Source organism: Natronococcus amylolyticus DSM 10524 (assembly GCF_000337675.1).
GTDB classification, from domain to species: Archaea; Halobacteriota; Halobacteria; order Halobacteriales; family Natrialbaceae; genus Natronococcus; species Natronococcus amylolyticus.
Genome location: NZ_AOIB01000043.1, coordinates 69117 through 83022 on the forward strand (window position 1 = coordinate 69117; position 13906 = coordinate 83022).

Here is a 13906-nt window from a genome sequence, read left to right on the forward strand (position 1 = left end):
GGTGGTATGAGAAAGCTTATTCGTGGCTTCCCTCTCGTGAAACCTAATGAGTACGGAGACCGAACGAGCCGAGGAGCGGACGGAATCGTCCGTCCTCGGCTCGTGGGCGGAGTGGTACCACGTCCCGGTCGTCGGGGCCGTGATGCTGTTTATGTTTTGGGTCAGGACGCAGTCGTACGAGGCCTTCGTCACCGAGGACGGCACCCCCGCGCTCGCGGGCGTCGACTCCTGGTATCACTGGCGGACGATCCAGTGGACCGCCGAGAACTACCCTCGGACGATGCCGTACGAGGTCTGGACCGGCTTCCCGACGGGCAACTACGTCGGTCAGTTCGGAACTCTCTTCGACCAGCTGATCGTCACCGCCGCGATGATCGTCGGTCTCGGGGATCCATCCTCGAGCACGCTCTACACCGTCTCGCTGCTCGCGGTGCCGGCGATGGCGGCGCTGGTCGCGATCCCCGTCTTCTATCTCGGCCGACGGCTGGGCGGGACCGTCGGCGGACTCGTCGCCGTCGTCCTGCTGGCGCTCGCGCCCGGCCAGTTCCTCACGCGAACCACCGCGGGTCAGCTTCAACACCACGTCGCAGAGGTGCTGTTCATGGCGATCGCCGTCCTCGCGATGATGGCCGCACTGCGGGTCGCCGAGCGCGAGCAGCCGATCTACGAACTCGTCGCCGACAAGAACTGGGACGCGCTCCGACAACCGACGATCTACGCCGCGCTGGCGGGGGTCGCGCTCGCGCTGTACATCTGGGTCTGGCCCCCCGGCGTCGTCCTGATTGGGATCTTCGGCGTCTTCTTCGCGGTTCAGCTCTGTCTCGACTACGTCCGGGGGATCTCTCCGGACCACGTCGCGTTCGTCGGCGCCGTCTCGCTGGGCGTGACCGCGGTCGCGACCGCCCTCCTGATCGAGGAGCCCGGCACGAGCGTCACGAGCTTCGGCTACCTCCAGCCGGGCACCGCGGCGCTGGTCGCCGTCGGCTGTCTGTTTATGGCCTGGTTCGCCCGCCAGTGGAACGCCCGCGGGATCGATCGCCGCATCTACCCGGGCGCGATCGCCGCGCTGATCGTCGGCGCGTTCGCGGTCATGTGGCTCGTCCTGCCTGACTTCTACGACACGCTTGTCGGAAACCTCACGGGACGACTCATCCCGCTCGACCCCGACGCGGGAACGCTGACGATTCAGGAGGCCCAGCCACCCGATGACTTCACGGCCCACGTCTTCGGCGAGTTCGGGACCGCGTTCTACACGATGCTCGCCGGACTCGCGCTGCTGGTCGTCCGACCGCTGTTCGGCCGCGAGTACCGCGCGGAGTACACGCTGATCCTCGTCTGGTCGCTGTTCCTGATCAGCATGTCCGCAACCCAGATCCGCTTCTCGTACTACCTCGTGCTCGCGGTCGCCGTGGTCAACGCCGTCTTCGTCGCCGACGTCCTGCGGCTGTTCGACCTCGACCTCCAGCGCGGCGCGCGCTCGCTCGAGGGAGTCGAAACTTACCAGCTCATCATCCTGCTCGTGGTCGTTCTGCTCCTGTTCGCGCCACTGCTGCCCGTTGTCGCCGCCGACGGCGACACCGCGATCGACCGCGGCGAGGCGACGGGGCCACACCCCGACGCGATGGTCTGGGAGGAGTCGACCCACTGGCTCGAGTCGAGCACACCCGAGCCGGGTAACTACGGCGACGCCGACTACGCCGACGAACTCGAGTACTACGGCAGCTACGACTACCCCGACGGCGGGGACTTCGACTATCCCGACGGCGCCTACGGCGTGATGTCCTGGTGGGACTACGGCCACCTGATCACGACCCAGGCCGAGCGGATCCCCCACTCCAACCCGTTCCAGCAGAACGCCGAGACCGCCTCGGCGTTCCTGACCGCCGAATCCGAGCGGGAGGCCGAACTGATCCTCGAGGCGATCGCGACCGGCGAGGACCCGCTCGACGGTGACGACGACGTGCGTCCGCTCGAGGAGCTCGAGGCGACGGTCGACGACGACGCCGACGAGCAGATGCGGTACGTGATGATCGACGACCAGATGGCGGGCGGGAAGTTCAGCGCGATGACCGCCTGGTCGGGTCCCGACTACGACCACTACGTCACGCCCGACGTCGAGCCCGGCGAGGAGATCGACCGCGAGGACGTCGACGAGCGCCTTGAGGTTCCCTACGAGGACACGATGGTCGCGGGTCTCTACTTCGACGACGCTGCGGGGATGGAGAACTACCGGCTCGTCCACGAGAACGACCAGCGCCAGGCCGGCTTCGTCAGCTACGCGCTGATCGACCCCGAGACCGATCAGGTGCTCACCGACGAGACCGGCCAGCATCAGGTCGCGATCAACCAGCCCCTCGACCAGCAGACGGAGGTCCAGCTCTCGCAGTTCGAGCAGAGCCCCGACGTCGACGTCGAGTACGTCGACGAGCGCGAGGGTGCCGGCGTCAAGACCTACGAACGCGTCGATGGCGCGACGATCGTCGGCACCGCCGACGCCGACGAGGGGACGGCGGTGACCGCCGAACTCGAGCTCGACTCCGGCGTCGACCGCGGCACGTTCACCTACGAGCAGGACGCTGAAGTCGACGAGGACGGCGAGTTCGAGCTGACGGTACCGTACGCGACCGACGACGAACTCGACGTCGAGGACGGCTACACCGAAAGCGCCGTCGAGGCCGTCGACGACTACACCGTGACCGTCGAGGGCGAGACACCCCAGCAGGGCGACCTCGAGGTTCCCGAGAGCGCGGTCATCGAGGGCGACACTATGGAGGTCGACCTCGAGGAGACGGAACTCGAGGACGCCGACGATACCGAGAACGGCGCCGACGATGCGGGCGCTGGCGAGGACGATGACGTCGACACCGCCGACGATGGTGAGGATGCCAACACCGCTGACGTCGACGAGAATGATGACGCCGGCACCGCTGACGCCGACGATAACGACGAGGACGCCGACGACGATACCGCCGGCTCGCTCGTTCCGACTGCGGCCGGACTCGCGGACTGACTTCGCCCCTTTTCCGTTGGCTCGAGTGAGAAGCTCCTACTACGTGTTCGCCATCGACGCGATCGTCGGACGGTGTCTCGTCGCGACCCCGCTATCCGACGGAGTTGCTCACGACGACTCGCCGTCGGTCGCGGCCAGCGCTCGGAACGCGATCGTCGGAAACCGGGGAACAACCGTGCTCGGACGGCGCCCGCTCCCGGTCGTCGGCAACGGCACCCGCTCGATGACGCCCCGATCGGCGAGTTCGTACAGGAATCGCTTGACCGTTCCGGCGGTCAGCCCCGATCGATCCGCGATTTCGGTCGCAACCTCGCGAATGGATCGGTCGGCCGCGTCGACGGCGATCAGGTCACACAGTACCCGCTGGCGCGTCTCCGACAGCGAGAGCGCCCGGTCGACGTGGACGCCGTCGTCGGGAACGTCGTTCATCGCCCGCTCGAGGTGAGAGTGTTCGATCCGATCCGCATCGTCCTCGCCGGCCAGCACCGCGGCGCCGAACAGCGCCGCGAGGGCGTCGTGGGCGTTGCCGTCGGCCCAGACTGCGATCTCGCGGACGGTCTCGTGATCGAGCGCGCCCGCCGTCAGCCCCGTCGACGTCCGATCGGTGAGGACGTCGACGAGTTCGTGGTGACGGTAGGCCGATGCCGTCACCGTCGTCCCGCGCCAGCCGTCGGGTTCGTGCTGGCCAACGGCGAGCGTCGCGACGTTCTCGCTTACCGGTTCGACGAGTTCGCGAACGCGATCGTACGAGAGCGTCTCGGGCTCGTCGTGGTGATCGACGGCAACGACGGCTCCCCGGTCCGGTCGCGAGAGTTGGCTACGGAGTCGGTCCCGCAGGTCGTCGGTCCCGACGCCGCTCTCGGGGACCGAGTTCGGGGAGATCATCGAGAGCACGGACCGGTAGAACGCGAAGGGGCTTCCGACGCGGCGGGCGTCGACGTAGACGAACCACGTCACCGTTCCGGAGCTGCCGGCCCGGGTCGTCGTGCCGATCGTTCGGGTCGGCTCGCCGAACCGTTCGTTCAGCGCGTCGAACAGCGCCGTCACGATCGCGGACGTGCCGGCTCCCGCCGGCCCGACGAGCGCGGCCGACTCGGGTAGCTCGTCGTCGAACACCGGCTCGAGCGCGTCGAGCAACTGCTCGAGGACGGGGCCTCGTCCCACCGGTTCCGCGCGATGGACGACCGGACTGAGGTGGTTACGGTTGACGACGATCCCGCTCGTTCGGTGCGCGGATCGTCGTCTGGCGATGCGCTCCTCGAGGTTCATCAGTCGACGAGCGCAGCCTCGAGGACCTCGAGGGTGTGGGTGATCTCGTAGCCGGTGCCGTGGCCCATCTGCATCGAACAGGTCGGACACTCCGTGAGTCCGGTCGTCGCTTCCGCGTCTTCCATGTGCTCGAACATCTCCTCGCCGATCTTCATGGAGGTTTCGTAGTTCTCCTCCTTCCAGCCGTACGTTCCGGAGATGCCCGAACAGGAGTCGCCGACGTCCTCGACGTCGATCCCGTCGATCGCGCTCAGTACCTCGACGGTCTGGCCGTCCAGTCCCTGGTTGCGGGCGTGACACGGCGCGTGGTAGGCGAACTCCGCGTCGACGGCGGTGCCCTCGAGTTCGCCTTTCAGGTCCTCGTGGACCCGGAGGTACTCGACGGCGTCCCAGGTGTTCGCCGCGACGTCCTCGGTGCCCTCGAAGTCGAACAGCTCGGGGTACTCCTGGCGGATCGACATCGAACACGAGCTACAGGAGGCGACGATATCGGCGCCGTTCTCGATCGCGTCGGCGAGTTCGCGGACGTTGGTCTCGGCCGCTCGGCGGGCGTCCTCGAGCATCCCGTTGGCGAACATCGGCGTCCCGGAACAGGACTGCTCGGGGACCATCACCTCGTAGCCGAGGTGTTCGTAGACCCGAACGAGTGCCTTCGCGACCTCCGGCGTGTTGTAGTTCGAGTAGCAGCCGTGGAAGTACGCGATTCGCTTGTGGGGGTTTTCGAGGTCCTCGCCGCGTCTCGCTCGCGCCGCCCGCGCTTGCTCTCTCGAGGTGTCGTTGCCGCCGCGTTCGGTCCACCAGCCGCGGAACGTCTGGGTCGCGAACTCGGGGAACTCCCGGTCGCCGGCGATTCCCATCACTTTCTCGCCCATCCACTGGGTGGCCGAGAGCCCCATTACGAAGTTGGCGGTCCGCGGGAACGTCGCCGCCAGCGGCGCGAGCTTCCGGTAGTTCGAGAGCATCCGGTTGCGCCAGTACTCCCGGGAGAGCTTGCTCATGTTCTCCTCGACGTACTCGGCGCGAGCCGTGTTGTGCATCTGGGAGAGGGGCACCTCGGAGGGACAGGCGCTGTCACAGCGCATGCAGTTCGAGCACTTCATCACCGAGTCGTCGATGTCGTGGTCCTCCTGGCGTTTGAGCCGCCACTGCTCGGGGCCCTGGAACTTCGGTCCGGGGAACTCGTCGTCGACCTCGGCGACGGGACAGTTCGTGTCGCAGGTCGAACACTTGTAACAGTTGTCAGCGCCCGGCCGGAGGTCCATATCCTCGGCCTCGGGGAACACCTCGATCGGCTCGAACCCCTCTTCCTCGCCCGGTACGTGATCGTCCATCGGCTGTTCTGCGTCACTCATCGAATCACCTGAATAGATCGCGCTCGCTCGTTCGGTCCGCTCGAGTCCGCGTCAGTCGCTCTCGTCGATACCGTCCTTACAGTCATCTGTTCGCCTCCGTCCCGGCCCGACCGCCAGCGACGTACCCCGTGGCCAGCGAGACGCCGGCGCCCGACTTCTCGGCCGCGTAGTCGTACCCGCCGAGCACCGCTCCAGCCGCCCGTAGATTGGAAAATTCGGGCTCCTCGTCGGCGCCGAGGGGCCGCAGCTCCCGATCCGGAACCAGCCCGAAGCGGGCGTACGGTTGCTCGCCGAAGACGTCGTCGACGAACCAGTCGTAGCGGTCGTCGGCGTGTGGCACGTAACAGTCGAAGATCGGCTCGAACACCCGGTCGCGCTCGCTGCGGACGCCCTTGCCGACGAGCCCGCCCGTCGCGAGCACGTACTGGCTCGCCTCGTGGGGGATCTCCTGGCCGTGGCGGTCGACGAGTACGTGGTCGATCGCTCCGGCTTCGTCGGTCTCGTAGTCGACCACCGGCACGCCCGAGGTTACGCGAACGCCGGCGTCCTCGAGCGCGTCGTACAGCAGATCCTCGAGGCGCATCCCCGGCAAACTCGGCGGTCCCATCGGTACTTCGAAGACGCCGGCGCCCAGCGACTCGGCGAGATCGGCCCGGACCTCCGCGGCGTGTTCGTCACCCAGGAGGGCAGGGAGACCGACGCGGGACTCGCCCTCGAGGTGCGGTTTCACGATTGAGGCGAGGGCCTCGCGGGCGGATCGGTCGCCCGACCCCGTCGAGACGGACTCCTCGTGATCGAGCAGGTGGGCGTACCGCGTGAGCTTCGCGTCGTCACGGACGATCCCGGGGAACTGCAGGGTGACGCCGCGGGCCGAAAACGGCGCGCCCGCGGCCTCGAGGTGGGAGGCCGCGAGCGGGGCGTCGAAATCGGTCAGCGTCTCGAAGCCGACCAGCAGCGTGTCCTGTGAGTCGCTCGCCAGCCCGGCGGCCGTCGAAACCGGGTATCGGGCCGTCGGTTTGACCGTTCCGCCGTGGGTCGGCACCAGCGCGTTCGAGTCGGTGTGGCTGCCCGCGTAGGCGTCGCCGGCGACCGCGTCGAAAAACGAAAGCGCGTCGCGGACCGCCTCGGTGCCGACCCGCTCGTAGGGGTGGCCCTTCGGGAGCTCCTCGAGTCGCTCGAACGGGTCGACGATCGGGCCCTCGCCCTCGTGGGTGTAGCCCAGCACGTCGATCAGCCCGCTGGCGTTTCGCAGCGTGCTCTGCTTGTGGGTGACGAGTCGGACGTCGACGCCCTCCTCGGCCGCGGCGAGGGCTGTCGTCGCGCCCGCGATCCCGCCGCCGATCACGAGGACGTCGTCTGTAATCGCCATCTCAGCGCTCACCTCCGTCAGATCGAAGATCTGACGAGGATCGCGAACCGTCGGTTCGCTTCCCGCCGTCGGAGCGTGCTGGCGAGGCGGTCTGTGCGCCCGAATCGAACGCACCGTAGTCGACTCCCTCCGTGCGGTTCGCGGGGTCGTTGTCCCGGTTCATCGTCGTCGCGTGCAGGGCGTAGTTGAGCATCGCCTGGGAGAGCTGTTCCCCCCAGAGGGCGTGGCGCTCGCCCTTCCAGCGCTCCTGAAACAGTTCGTCGAGCGCTTCCCGGGTCGTCTCCTCGTCGTACTCCGGATGGAGCTCGTTGGCCATGTTCGCACAGCAGAAGCCGCCCTGACAGTTGCCCATCGACGCGCGGGTCCGGATGCGGACCGCGTTGAGGTCCGAGCCGGACTGCGAGATCGCGTCCTGCACTTCGGCTCGCGTGACGCCCTCGCACTGGCAGACCACTGGATTGGGGTCGTCGGTCTCGAGCACCTCCTGCGACCGGCTTCCGAGTCGCTGCTTGCTCCGGCGGGCAATCGGCGAGCGCAGGCCGAAGTCGTCCATCCCTTCCTCGAGGACGGCGAGGTTCTCGCTGCCCGGCAGGGCCTCCTTGGCGGTCGCACACGAGGCGCGAACGCCGAGCTGGTCACAGACGTGATTCGAGATCTCCTCGGCCATCGCCCGGTAGGTCGTGAACTTCCCGCCGACGATACTGGACATCCCGGAGACGCCGTCGCGCTCTGCGTGATCGAGCAGGAAAAAATCACGCGTGATGTCGGTGGGATCCTTCGTCCCCCGTCCTGGAGGCTCGTACAGGGGCCGGACGCCCCAGAACGAGCGGATCGTTCGGGCCTCCTCGAGGATCGGCACGAGCTCGGAGAGCGTGTCGATCATCATGTCGACCTCCCACTTCTCCTCGGGGTAGTCGTCGGGATCGGAGACCTCCTCGTCCGTGGTGCCCAGAATCGCCGTCGTCTCGTGGGGAACGATGATGTCGGCGTCGCCCTTCGGCCGGCAGCGGTTGATGACCGTGTCGACCTGTCGGACGTTCATGATCGTCATCACGCCCTTCGAGGGGCGGACCTCGACGTCTAAGTCGGCCATCGCGCCGATCTGGCCGGCCCAGGCGCCGGTGGCGTTGACGACGTAGTCGGCCGTGATATCCTCGGTCGTCCCGGGCGTCTTGTGCGTTCGCTTGCCCGGCCCGGAGTCGTGGCGCACCGTCACGCCGTAGATGTCGTCGCCGTCCCGAAGCAGGTCGATCACTTCGGCGTGGGTCTCGACCCGGGCACCGTAGTTCTCGGCGTCGATCGCGTTCGCGACACACAGGCGGAACGGATCGATCGCTCCGTCCGGGACCTGAATGGCGCGCTTGACGTCTTTCGCGAGATATGGTTCGACCTCGCGGGCCTCTCGGCCCGAGAGAACTCTCGCGGGAATGTCGCAGTCGCGACAGCCCTCGAGTTTCTCCCGAAAGTAGTCGTCGGGGTCCTCGGGGCGCTGGACGAACAGCCCGCCGGTCAGCTCGACGCAGTGGCCGGCGATCTCCCGAAGGATCTCGTTTTCTTCGATACACTCGACCGCGCTGGCCTGATCCGAGACCGCGTATCGTCCCCCGCTGTGTAGCAGGCCGTGCATCCGGCCCGTCGTCCCGTCGGTCAGATTGCCTCGCTCGACGAGCGTGACCTCGAGGCCGCGCATCGCCAGGTCCCTGGCGATGCCACAGCCGGTCGAGCCGCCCCCGAGTACGAGAACCTCGGTGTCGTGTGCCATCCCTTCGTCCGTACATCGCTTTCGTCCGTCTTTATTTTATCGACGGGAGAGAACCGCCAGTAACGTTCGGCTAGCCGGCTGATGAGTTCGGAACGGAACACTCTCGCTTTTCGAATAATACCCCCCGGACGATCGACGCTCGGGCACCTAAAGCGAAATATTTCGACCGGTTCGAACACGACCCGCACCCGTCCTAGTAACAGCTATCCTACTGTTTCGGTAACGTTTATAATGATCGTAGGAAATGTTTACCAGTAGGATGCGATCGTCAGTAAAGACATCGCTCGGGACGATCCGGGGTGACCACGAATGACAGCACAGACGTACGTCGGCGCGGTTGATCAGGGGACGACCGGAACGCGGTTTATGGTGTTCGACCACGGCGGGCAGGTCGTCGCCAACGCCTACGAGAAACACGAACAGATCTATCCGGAGCCGGGATGGGTCGAACACGACCCGATGGAGATCTGGGAGAACACGAAGAGCGTGATGACGACGGCGCTCGGTAAGGCGGGGATCAGCCCCGACCAGCTCGAGGCCATCGGCGTCACGAACCAGCGCGAGACGACGCTGCTGTGGGACGCCGAATCGGGACGGCCGGTCCACAACGCGATCGTCTGGCAGGACCGACGAACGACCGATCGGGTCGAGCAGCTCGAGGAAGACGGCCTCGTCGACACCGTTCGCGAGAAGACCGGGCTCGAGGCCGACGCCTACTTCTCGGCGACGAAAGCCGAGTGGCTCCTCGAGAACGCCGATCCGATCAAGATGGAGCGGGCCCGTCCCGCGGACATCCAGGATCGGGCGGCCGAGGGCGACGTCCTGTTCGGAACGATCGACAGCTGGCTGATCTACAACCTCACCGGCGAGCACATTACCGAGGTCACGAACGCCTCGCGGACGATGCTGTACAACATCCACGACCTCGAGTGGGACGACGAACTCCTCGAGGAGTTCGACATTCCGGAGGCGATGCTTCCGGAGGTTCGACCCTCGAGCGACGACGCGACCTACGGCTCGACCGACCCCGAGGGGTTCCTCGAGGCCGAGGTCCCCGTCGCCGGGGCGCTGGGTGACCAGCAGGCCGCGCTGTTCGGTCAGACCTGTTTCGACGCCGGCGAGGCCAAGAACACCTACGGAACGGGCTCGTTCTTCCTGATGAACACCGGCGACGAGGCCGTCGAGAGCGACCACGGACTGCTGACGACGATCGGCTTCCAGCGCTCGGGTGAGTCGGTCCAGTACGCCCTCGAGGGATCGATCTTCGTCACCGGGGCGGCCATCGAGTGGCTCGAGGACCTCACGCTGATCGACAACCCGGCCCAGACCGCCGAGCTGGCCCGCAGCGTCGACTCGACCGACGGCGTCTACGTCGTCCCCGCCTTCACGGGCCTCGGTGCACCGCACTGGGACCAGCGCGCCCGCGGCACTATCGTCGGGATGACGCGGGGTACCCGCAAGGAGCACGTCGTCCGGGCGACCCTCGAGTCGATCGCCTACCAGACCCGCGACGTCGCCGAGGCGATGGAGGCCGACTCGGGCATCGAGATGACGAGCCTCCGGGTCGACGGCGGCGCGGTCAAGAACAACTACCTCTGTCAGCTCCAGTCCGACATCATCGGCTCGAAGATCGTCCGCCCGCAGGTCGACGAGACGACGGCGCTGGGGTCGGCCTACGCCGCCGGACTGGCCGTCGGGTACTGGGAGGATATCGAAGGGCTGCGCGACAACTGGCAGATCGACCGCGAGTTCGACCCCGAGATGGACCGCGGCGAGGCCAACCGGAAGTACGACCGCTGGGGCGACGCGCTCGATAGATCGCGGGACTGGGCCCGGGACGGTGACTGAGCATGCTTGACGCGCTTCTCGATCTCGCCGAGATCATCGCCGCGTTCGGCGGGGGCGCTTTCGGCGCCGCGCTCGGCCCGCTGCCAGCGTTTATTTTCACGGGCTTCATGGTGATCGCGGGCGAGGCCGCGACGCTCGTCGATCCCGAGGCGGCCGCGATCACCGATCAGGTCGCGTTCGGCCCACCGTTCTCGCCGGCGATTAGCTTCGCCGGTGGGGTGGCGGCAACGGCGTACGCCGCCAGGCGGGGGTATATGGACACTGGTTTCGACTACCACGAGGCCAAGAACATCGCCTACGCGCTCGGGACGAAACCCGACGTGCTGGCGGTCGGCGGCGCGTTCGGTATCCTCGGCTACTGGCTCGTTACGCTCTCGGCCGAACTCGGCATGCCCTACGACCCCATTGCGATGGGGGTCGTCCTTTCGGCCTTTGCTCACCGGCTGATTCTGGGCTACAGCATCATCGGCAAGGTCCGGGGCGCGAACATCCTCGACATGGGCCCCTTCGAGCGCGAGGAGATGCGCGTCATCGGCGACTCTGCGACCGACGGCGGCGAGGCGACCGACCGCGCGGAGGGGAAGCCGACGGCTGCCGCAGCGCCACAGAAGGAGCGCCTGAAGGTAGAACCGTGGCTCCCCCACCAGTACAAGTGGGATCACGTTGCGATGCTCGGGCTCGCGGCCGGGATCCTCGGCGCCTACGTCGGGATCGTGACCGGCAGCGCGTTCCTCGGGTTCGGAATCAGCGCGGCGTCGCTGGTCTTCCTCAACTGCGGCGTCGAGAAGATCCCGGTGACCCACCACATCACGCTGCCGGCAGCGACCGCCGCGCTGGCGGTGTACGTCCCCGCCGACGGCGGGATCGCGGAGGGCGCACCGGTCGCCTACGACAGCGGCGCGTTGCTCGCGGGAACCGGGACCGAGGTCGCCCTGATCGTTGGGCTCGTCGTTGGCGTGATCGCCGCGCTGTTCGGCGAGCTCTTCCAGCGGGTGTTCTTCGCCCACGGCGACACCCACGTCGACCCGCCCGCCGCGGCGATCGTCTTCGGGACCTTCCTCGTCGCACTCCTGTACGTCCTGGGGGTCTTCCCGACGACGGTCTGGGTCCCGTGGTTCTGATCGCTCGCTAACCCTTCTTTCGGTTTTATCGCCGCGTTCGACACGCTCTCGAGCGACCCTACTCGCGTTCGTCCGGATCCGTTCGCTTTAGGCGACCGCGGCCCGACGTCCCGTCATGACCGCCGACCCGCCGCTGGTTCTCGACATCGACGGCACCCTGACCCGCCCCGATCGGTGGGGGATCGACCCGCGCGTCTTCGACCCGATCCGCGACTGGGAGGCACCGGTCGTGATCGCCACCGGGAAGGCCTTCCCCTACCCCGTCGCCCTCTGTCACTTCGTCGGCGTGCCCGAACTCGTCGTCGCCGAGAACGGCGGCGTCGTCTACACCGGCGACGACGTCTTCTTCACCGCCGACCGGGAGGCCGCCCAGGCCGTCGCCGAACGGTATCGGGGCGCGGGCTACGAGCTGGGGTGGGGCGAGGAGGACACCGTCAACCGCTGGCGGGAGACCGAGGTCGCGATCAACCTCGAGCAACCGATCGAACCGCTCCGGGAGATCGCCGCCGAGTACGGCCTCGAGGTCGTCGACACCGGCTACGCCTACCACGTCAAGGACACGAATCCGAACAAAGGCGACGGCGTCGAGACGATCGCCGACCACGTCGGCTTCGACCTCGAGGGGGCCGTCGCCGTCGGCGACTCGGTCAACGACGTCTCGACGTTCGAGGCCGTCGGCCGGAGCTTCGCGGTGGCCAACGCCGACGCGGCCGCGACCGAGGCGGCAGACGAGGTGCTCGAGGAGGTCCACGCCGACGGAACGCTGTCGGTACTCGAGCGCGTTCGGGAGAGCCGATAACGCTCGGACCCGCCTCAACGACGGTGCTTCCAGTGTCTCGTCGGAGACGGGACCGCTTCGAACCGATCGACGATCGGTGCGGTGGCGCGCGCTGTCGCCAGGATTTCGCTGTCGCTCGATCCTGGCTGACGCTATCGTACGAGTTGACCAGGGAGAGCGTGGGGATTCTCCGTTTCTGCGACCGGCAACTGGGTAGTAATTCAGCTATCTGTCCATATAGGACGACTATCCACTATGGTTCGAGCACGGATCGTCGGACTGGGATTGGTCCTCGCGACCGGACTCCACCTCTGGACGACGACTCGAGTCAGCGGCTACGAGCTACAGGTCCTCTTTGCACTGCTGACGATGAGCGTTGCGCTCGCCGCCGTCGTCGTCCTCTTTCGCTCGAGCGCGTCGATGCGTCCGAGTAACTCGCTCGGGGATACGGCCTCCCTCGAGACGTGACTGCGCCTGGTCTCGCGTCGCTCGAGGACTCGCGAAAGAAACGGAACCGAAGTCTGGACTGCGTTAGGCCTCGTCCTCGTCGGTGAGATCCTCGATCCAGCTGATCGCGGCCATCGCCTGCGGGAATCCGAGCGTCGGGATCGAGAGCGCGGCGACCTGTTTGAGCGCTTCGGGATCGACGTCCTCGTCGAGCCCGCGCCGGACGTGGGAGTGGACGGCACCCTCGGACCCGGCGCCGATCGCGAGCGCGAGTTTGACGAGCCGCTTCGTCTCGTCGTCGATCGGACCGGCCTCTGAGCACGCCTCGCCGAGGTCGGAGTACGCCTCCCAGACCTCGGGGTAGTCGTCTGCGAACTCGCCCGCCGTCGACGGCAGTTCGTCGGGATCGTCTATCTGATCGGCCATCTGTGTGCGAGGCGTCAGTCCGAACCGACAAGATAGTTCTGCCGGAGCCCGGTCCGTGGGAATCAGCTCGCACGGCCGGGCGATCCGCTCGAGCGAGCGGTCGCAGAACGCTTTTCTATCGACCGCCCCGACTCTCGGGTATGGACGGATTCGACGTCGCAGTCGGGGCCTTCGGTCTCAGCGCGACGGCCGCGATCTTCGCGCTCGTTCACCGGGACGCGATCGGCCAGGAGATCTCCCGGCCGCGGCTGTGGGCCGCGATCGCGGCGGTCCCGTTCCTGCTCGGGGTGGGACTGTACCTGTTCGCCCCGGCGCCGATGACGGGCGTGATCATGACCGCTAACACCGGAATCGTACTCTACACGTTCGAACGAGAGATCGTCAACGAGGACGACGAGGGCGACGACGAACCGGTCGAACCCGGGACGTTGCCACACCAGAAGTAGCGTTACTCGCCGCCTCGCTCGTCGAGTCGGCGACGGCGCGCCGGGCCTCGAGCGAGCGAACCGACACCACACGGCTTT

Annotated in this window: 11 protein-coding genes; 6 read left to right on the forward strand and 5 right to left on the reverse strand. The window is 67.0% G+C overall.

The features are described from left to right. Positions 1–46: 46 nt before the first annotated feature. Positions 47–3010 (forward strand): oligosaccharyl transferase, archaeosortase A system-associated, encoded by a 2964-nt coding sequence (locus C491_RS20750; protein ID WP_005559928.1) that lies wholly within the window; start codon positions 47–49, stop codon positions 3008–3010. 108 nt (positions 3011–3118) lie between these two features. Here C491_RS20750 and C491_RS20755 read toward each other — a convergent pair whose 3' ends face one another. The 4 genes from C491_RS20755 to glpA form a co-directional block, all read right to left on the reverse strand. Further along, on the reverse strand, positions 3119–4279 hold the full coding sequence (locus C491_RS20755) for a Cdc6/Cdc18 family protein (protein ID WP_005559931.1): 1161 nt from the start codon (positions 4277–4279) through the stop codon (positions 3119–3121). Then, the gene (locus tag C491_RS20760; RefSeq protein ID WP_049892449.1) at positions 4279–5631 is read right to left on the reverse strand and encodes an anaerobic glycerol-3-phosphate dehydrogenase subunit C; all 1353 of its coding nucleotides are present in this window, start codon (positions 5629–5631) and stop codon (positions 4279–4281) included. Before C491_RS20760 ends, C491_RS20755 begins: the two co-directional genes overlap by 1 nt. An 82-nt stretch (positions 5632–5713) precedes the next feature. After that, positions 5714–7000, reverse strand: coding sequence for a glycerol-3-phosphate dehydrogenase subunit GlpB (gene glpB, locus C491_RS20765; protein WP_005559934.1), 1287 nt, complete (start codon positions 6998–7000; stop codon positions 5714–5716). Between the two features lies 1 nt (position 7001). Continuing rightward, complete coding sequence (gene glpA, locus C491_RS20770) at positions 7002–8762, reverse strand: anaerobic glycerol-3-phosphate dehydrogenase subunit GlpA (RefSeq protein WP_005559936.1); 1761 nt, start codon at positions 8760–8762, stop codon at positions 7002–7004. A 309-nt stretch (positions 8763–9071) separates the two neighbouring features. Between glpA and glpK the strand changes: the two genes are divergently transcribed. The 4 genes from glpK (at position 9072) to C491_RS20790 (ending at position 12977) form a co-directional block, all read left to right on the forward strand. Further along, positions 9072–10610 carry a glycerol kinase GlpK gene (glpK, locus tag C491_RS20775; RefSeq protein ID WP_005559938.1) on the forward strand — a complete coding sequence of 513 codons (1539 nt, stop codon included), beginning with the start codon at positions 9072–9074 and terminating at the stop codon, positions 10608–10610. Between the two features lie 2 nt (positions 10611–10612). Further along, entirely contained in the window at positions 10613–11731 is a 1119-nt protein-coding gene (locus C491_RS20780; RefSeq protein WP_005559940.1) for a hypothetical protein, read from the forward strand. A 115-nt stretch (positions 11732–11846) separates the two neighbouring features. Beyond that, on the forward strand, positions 11847–12530 hold the full coding sequence (locus C491_RS20785; protein WP_005559942.1) for an HAD-IIB family hydrolase: 684 nt from the start codon (positions 11847–11849) through the stop codon (positions 12528–12530). 234 nt (positions 12531–12764) lie between these two features. Continuing rightward, positions 12765–12977 (forward strand): hypothetical protein, encoded by a 213-nt coding sequence (locus C491_RS20790; protein ID WP_005559943.1) that lies wholly within the window; start codon positions 12765–12767, stop codon positions 12975–12977. Positions 12978–13040: 63 nt separating this feature from the next. Here C491_RS20790 and C491_RS20795 read toward each other — a convergent pair whose 3' ends face one another. Further along, the gene (locus tag C491_RS20795; protein ID WP_005559945.1) at positions 13041–13382 is read right to left on the reverse strand and encodes a carboxymuconolactone decarboxylase family protein; all 342 of its coding nucleotides are present in this window, start codon (positions 13380–13382) and stop codon (positions 13041–13043) included. Positions 13383–13522: 140 nt separating this feature from the next. Between C491_RS20795 and C491_RS20800 the strand changes: the two genes are divergently transcribed. Beyond that, positions 13523–13828 (forward strand): hypothetical protein, encoded by a 306-nt coding sequence (locus tag C491_RS20800; protein ID WP_005559946.1) that lies wholly within the window; start codon positions 13523–13525, stop codon positions 13826–13828. Positions 13829–13906 lie beyond the last annotated feature (78 nt).

What these genes read in the sequence shown, in the direction of transcription:
- C491_RS20755 (WP_005559931.1), bottom strand. Translation starts at nt 4,279, where the DNA reads ATGAACCTCGAGGAGCGCATCGCCAGACGACGATCCGCGCACCGAACG.
- glpA (WP_005559936.1), bottom strand. Translation starts at nt 8,762, where the DNA reads ATGGCACACGACACCGAGGTTCTCGTACTCGGGGGCGGCTCGACCGGC.
- C491_RS20785 (WP_005559942.1), top strand. Translation starts at nt 11,847, where the DNA reads ATGACCGCCGACCCGCCGCTGGTTCTCGACATCGACGGCACCCTGACC.
- C491_RS20780 (WP_005559940.1), top strand. Translation starts at nt 10,613, where the DNA reads ATGCTTGACGCGCTTCTCGATCTCGCCGAGATCATCGCCGCGTTCGGC.
- glpK (WP_005559938.1), top strand. Translation starts at nt 9,072, where the DNA reads ATGACAGCACAGACGTACGTCGGCGCGGTTGATCAGGGGACGACCGGA.
- C491_RS20800 (WP_005559946.1), top strand. Translation starts at nt 13,523, where the DNA reads ATGGACGGATTCGACGTCGCAGTCGGGGCCTTCGGTCTCAGCGCGACG.
- C491_RS20790 (WP_005559943.1), top strand. Translation starts at nt 12,765, where the DNA reads ATGGTTCGAGCACGGATCGTCGGACTGGGATTGGTCCTCGCGACCGGA.
- C491_RS20750 (WP_005559928.1), top strand. Translation starts at nt 47, where the DNA reads ATGAGTACGGAGACCGAACGAGCCGAGGAGCGGACGGAATCGTCCGTC.
- glpB (WP_005559934.1), bottom strand. Translation starts at nt 7,000, where the DNA reads ATGGCGATTACAGACGACGTCCTCGTGATCGGCGGCGGGATCGCGGGC.
- C491_RS20760 (WP_049892449.1), bottom strand. Translation starts at nt 5,631, where the DNA reads ATGAGTGACGCAGAACAGCCGATGGACGATCACGTACCGGGCGAGGAA.
- C491_RS20795 (WP_005559945.1), bottom strand. Translation starts at nt 13,382, where the DNA reads ATGGCCGATCAGATAGACGATCCCGACGAACTGCCGTCGACGGCGGGC.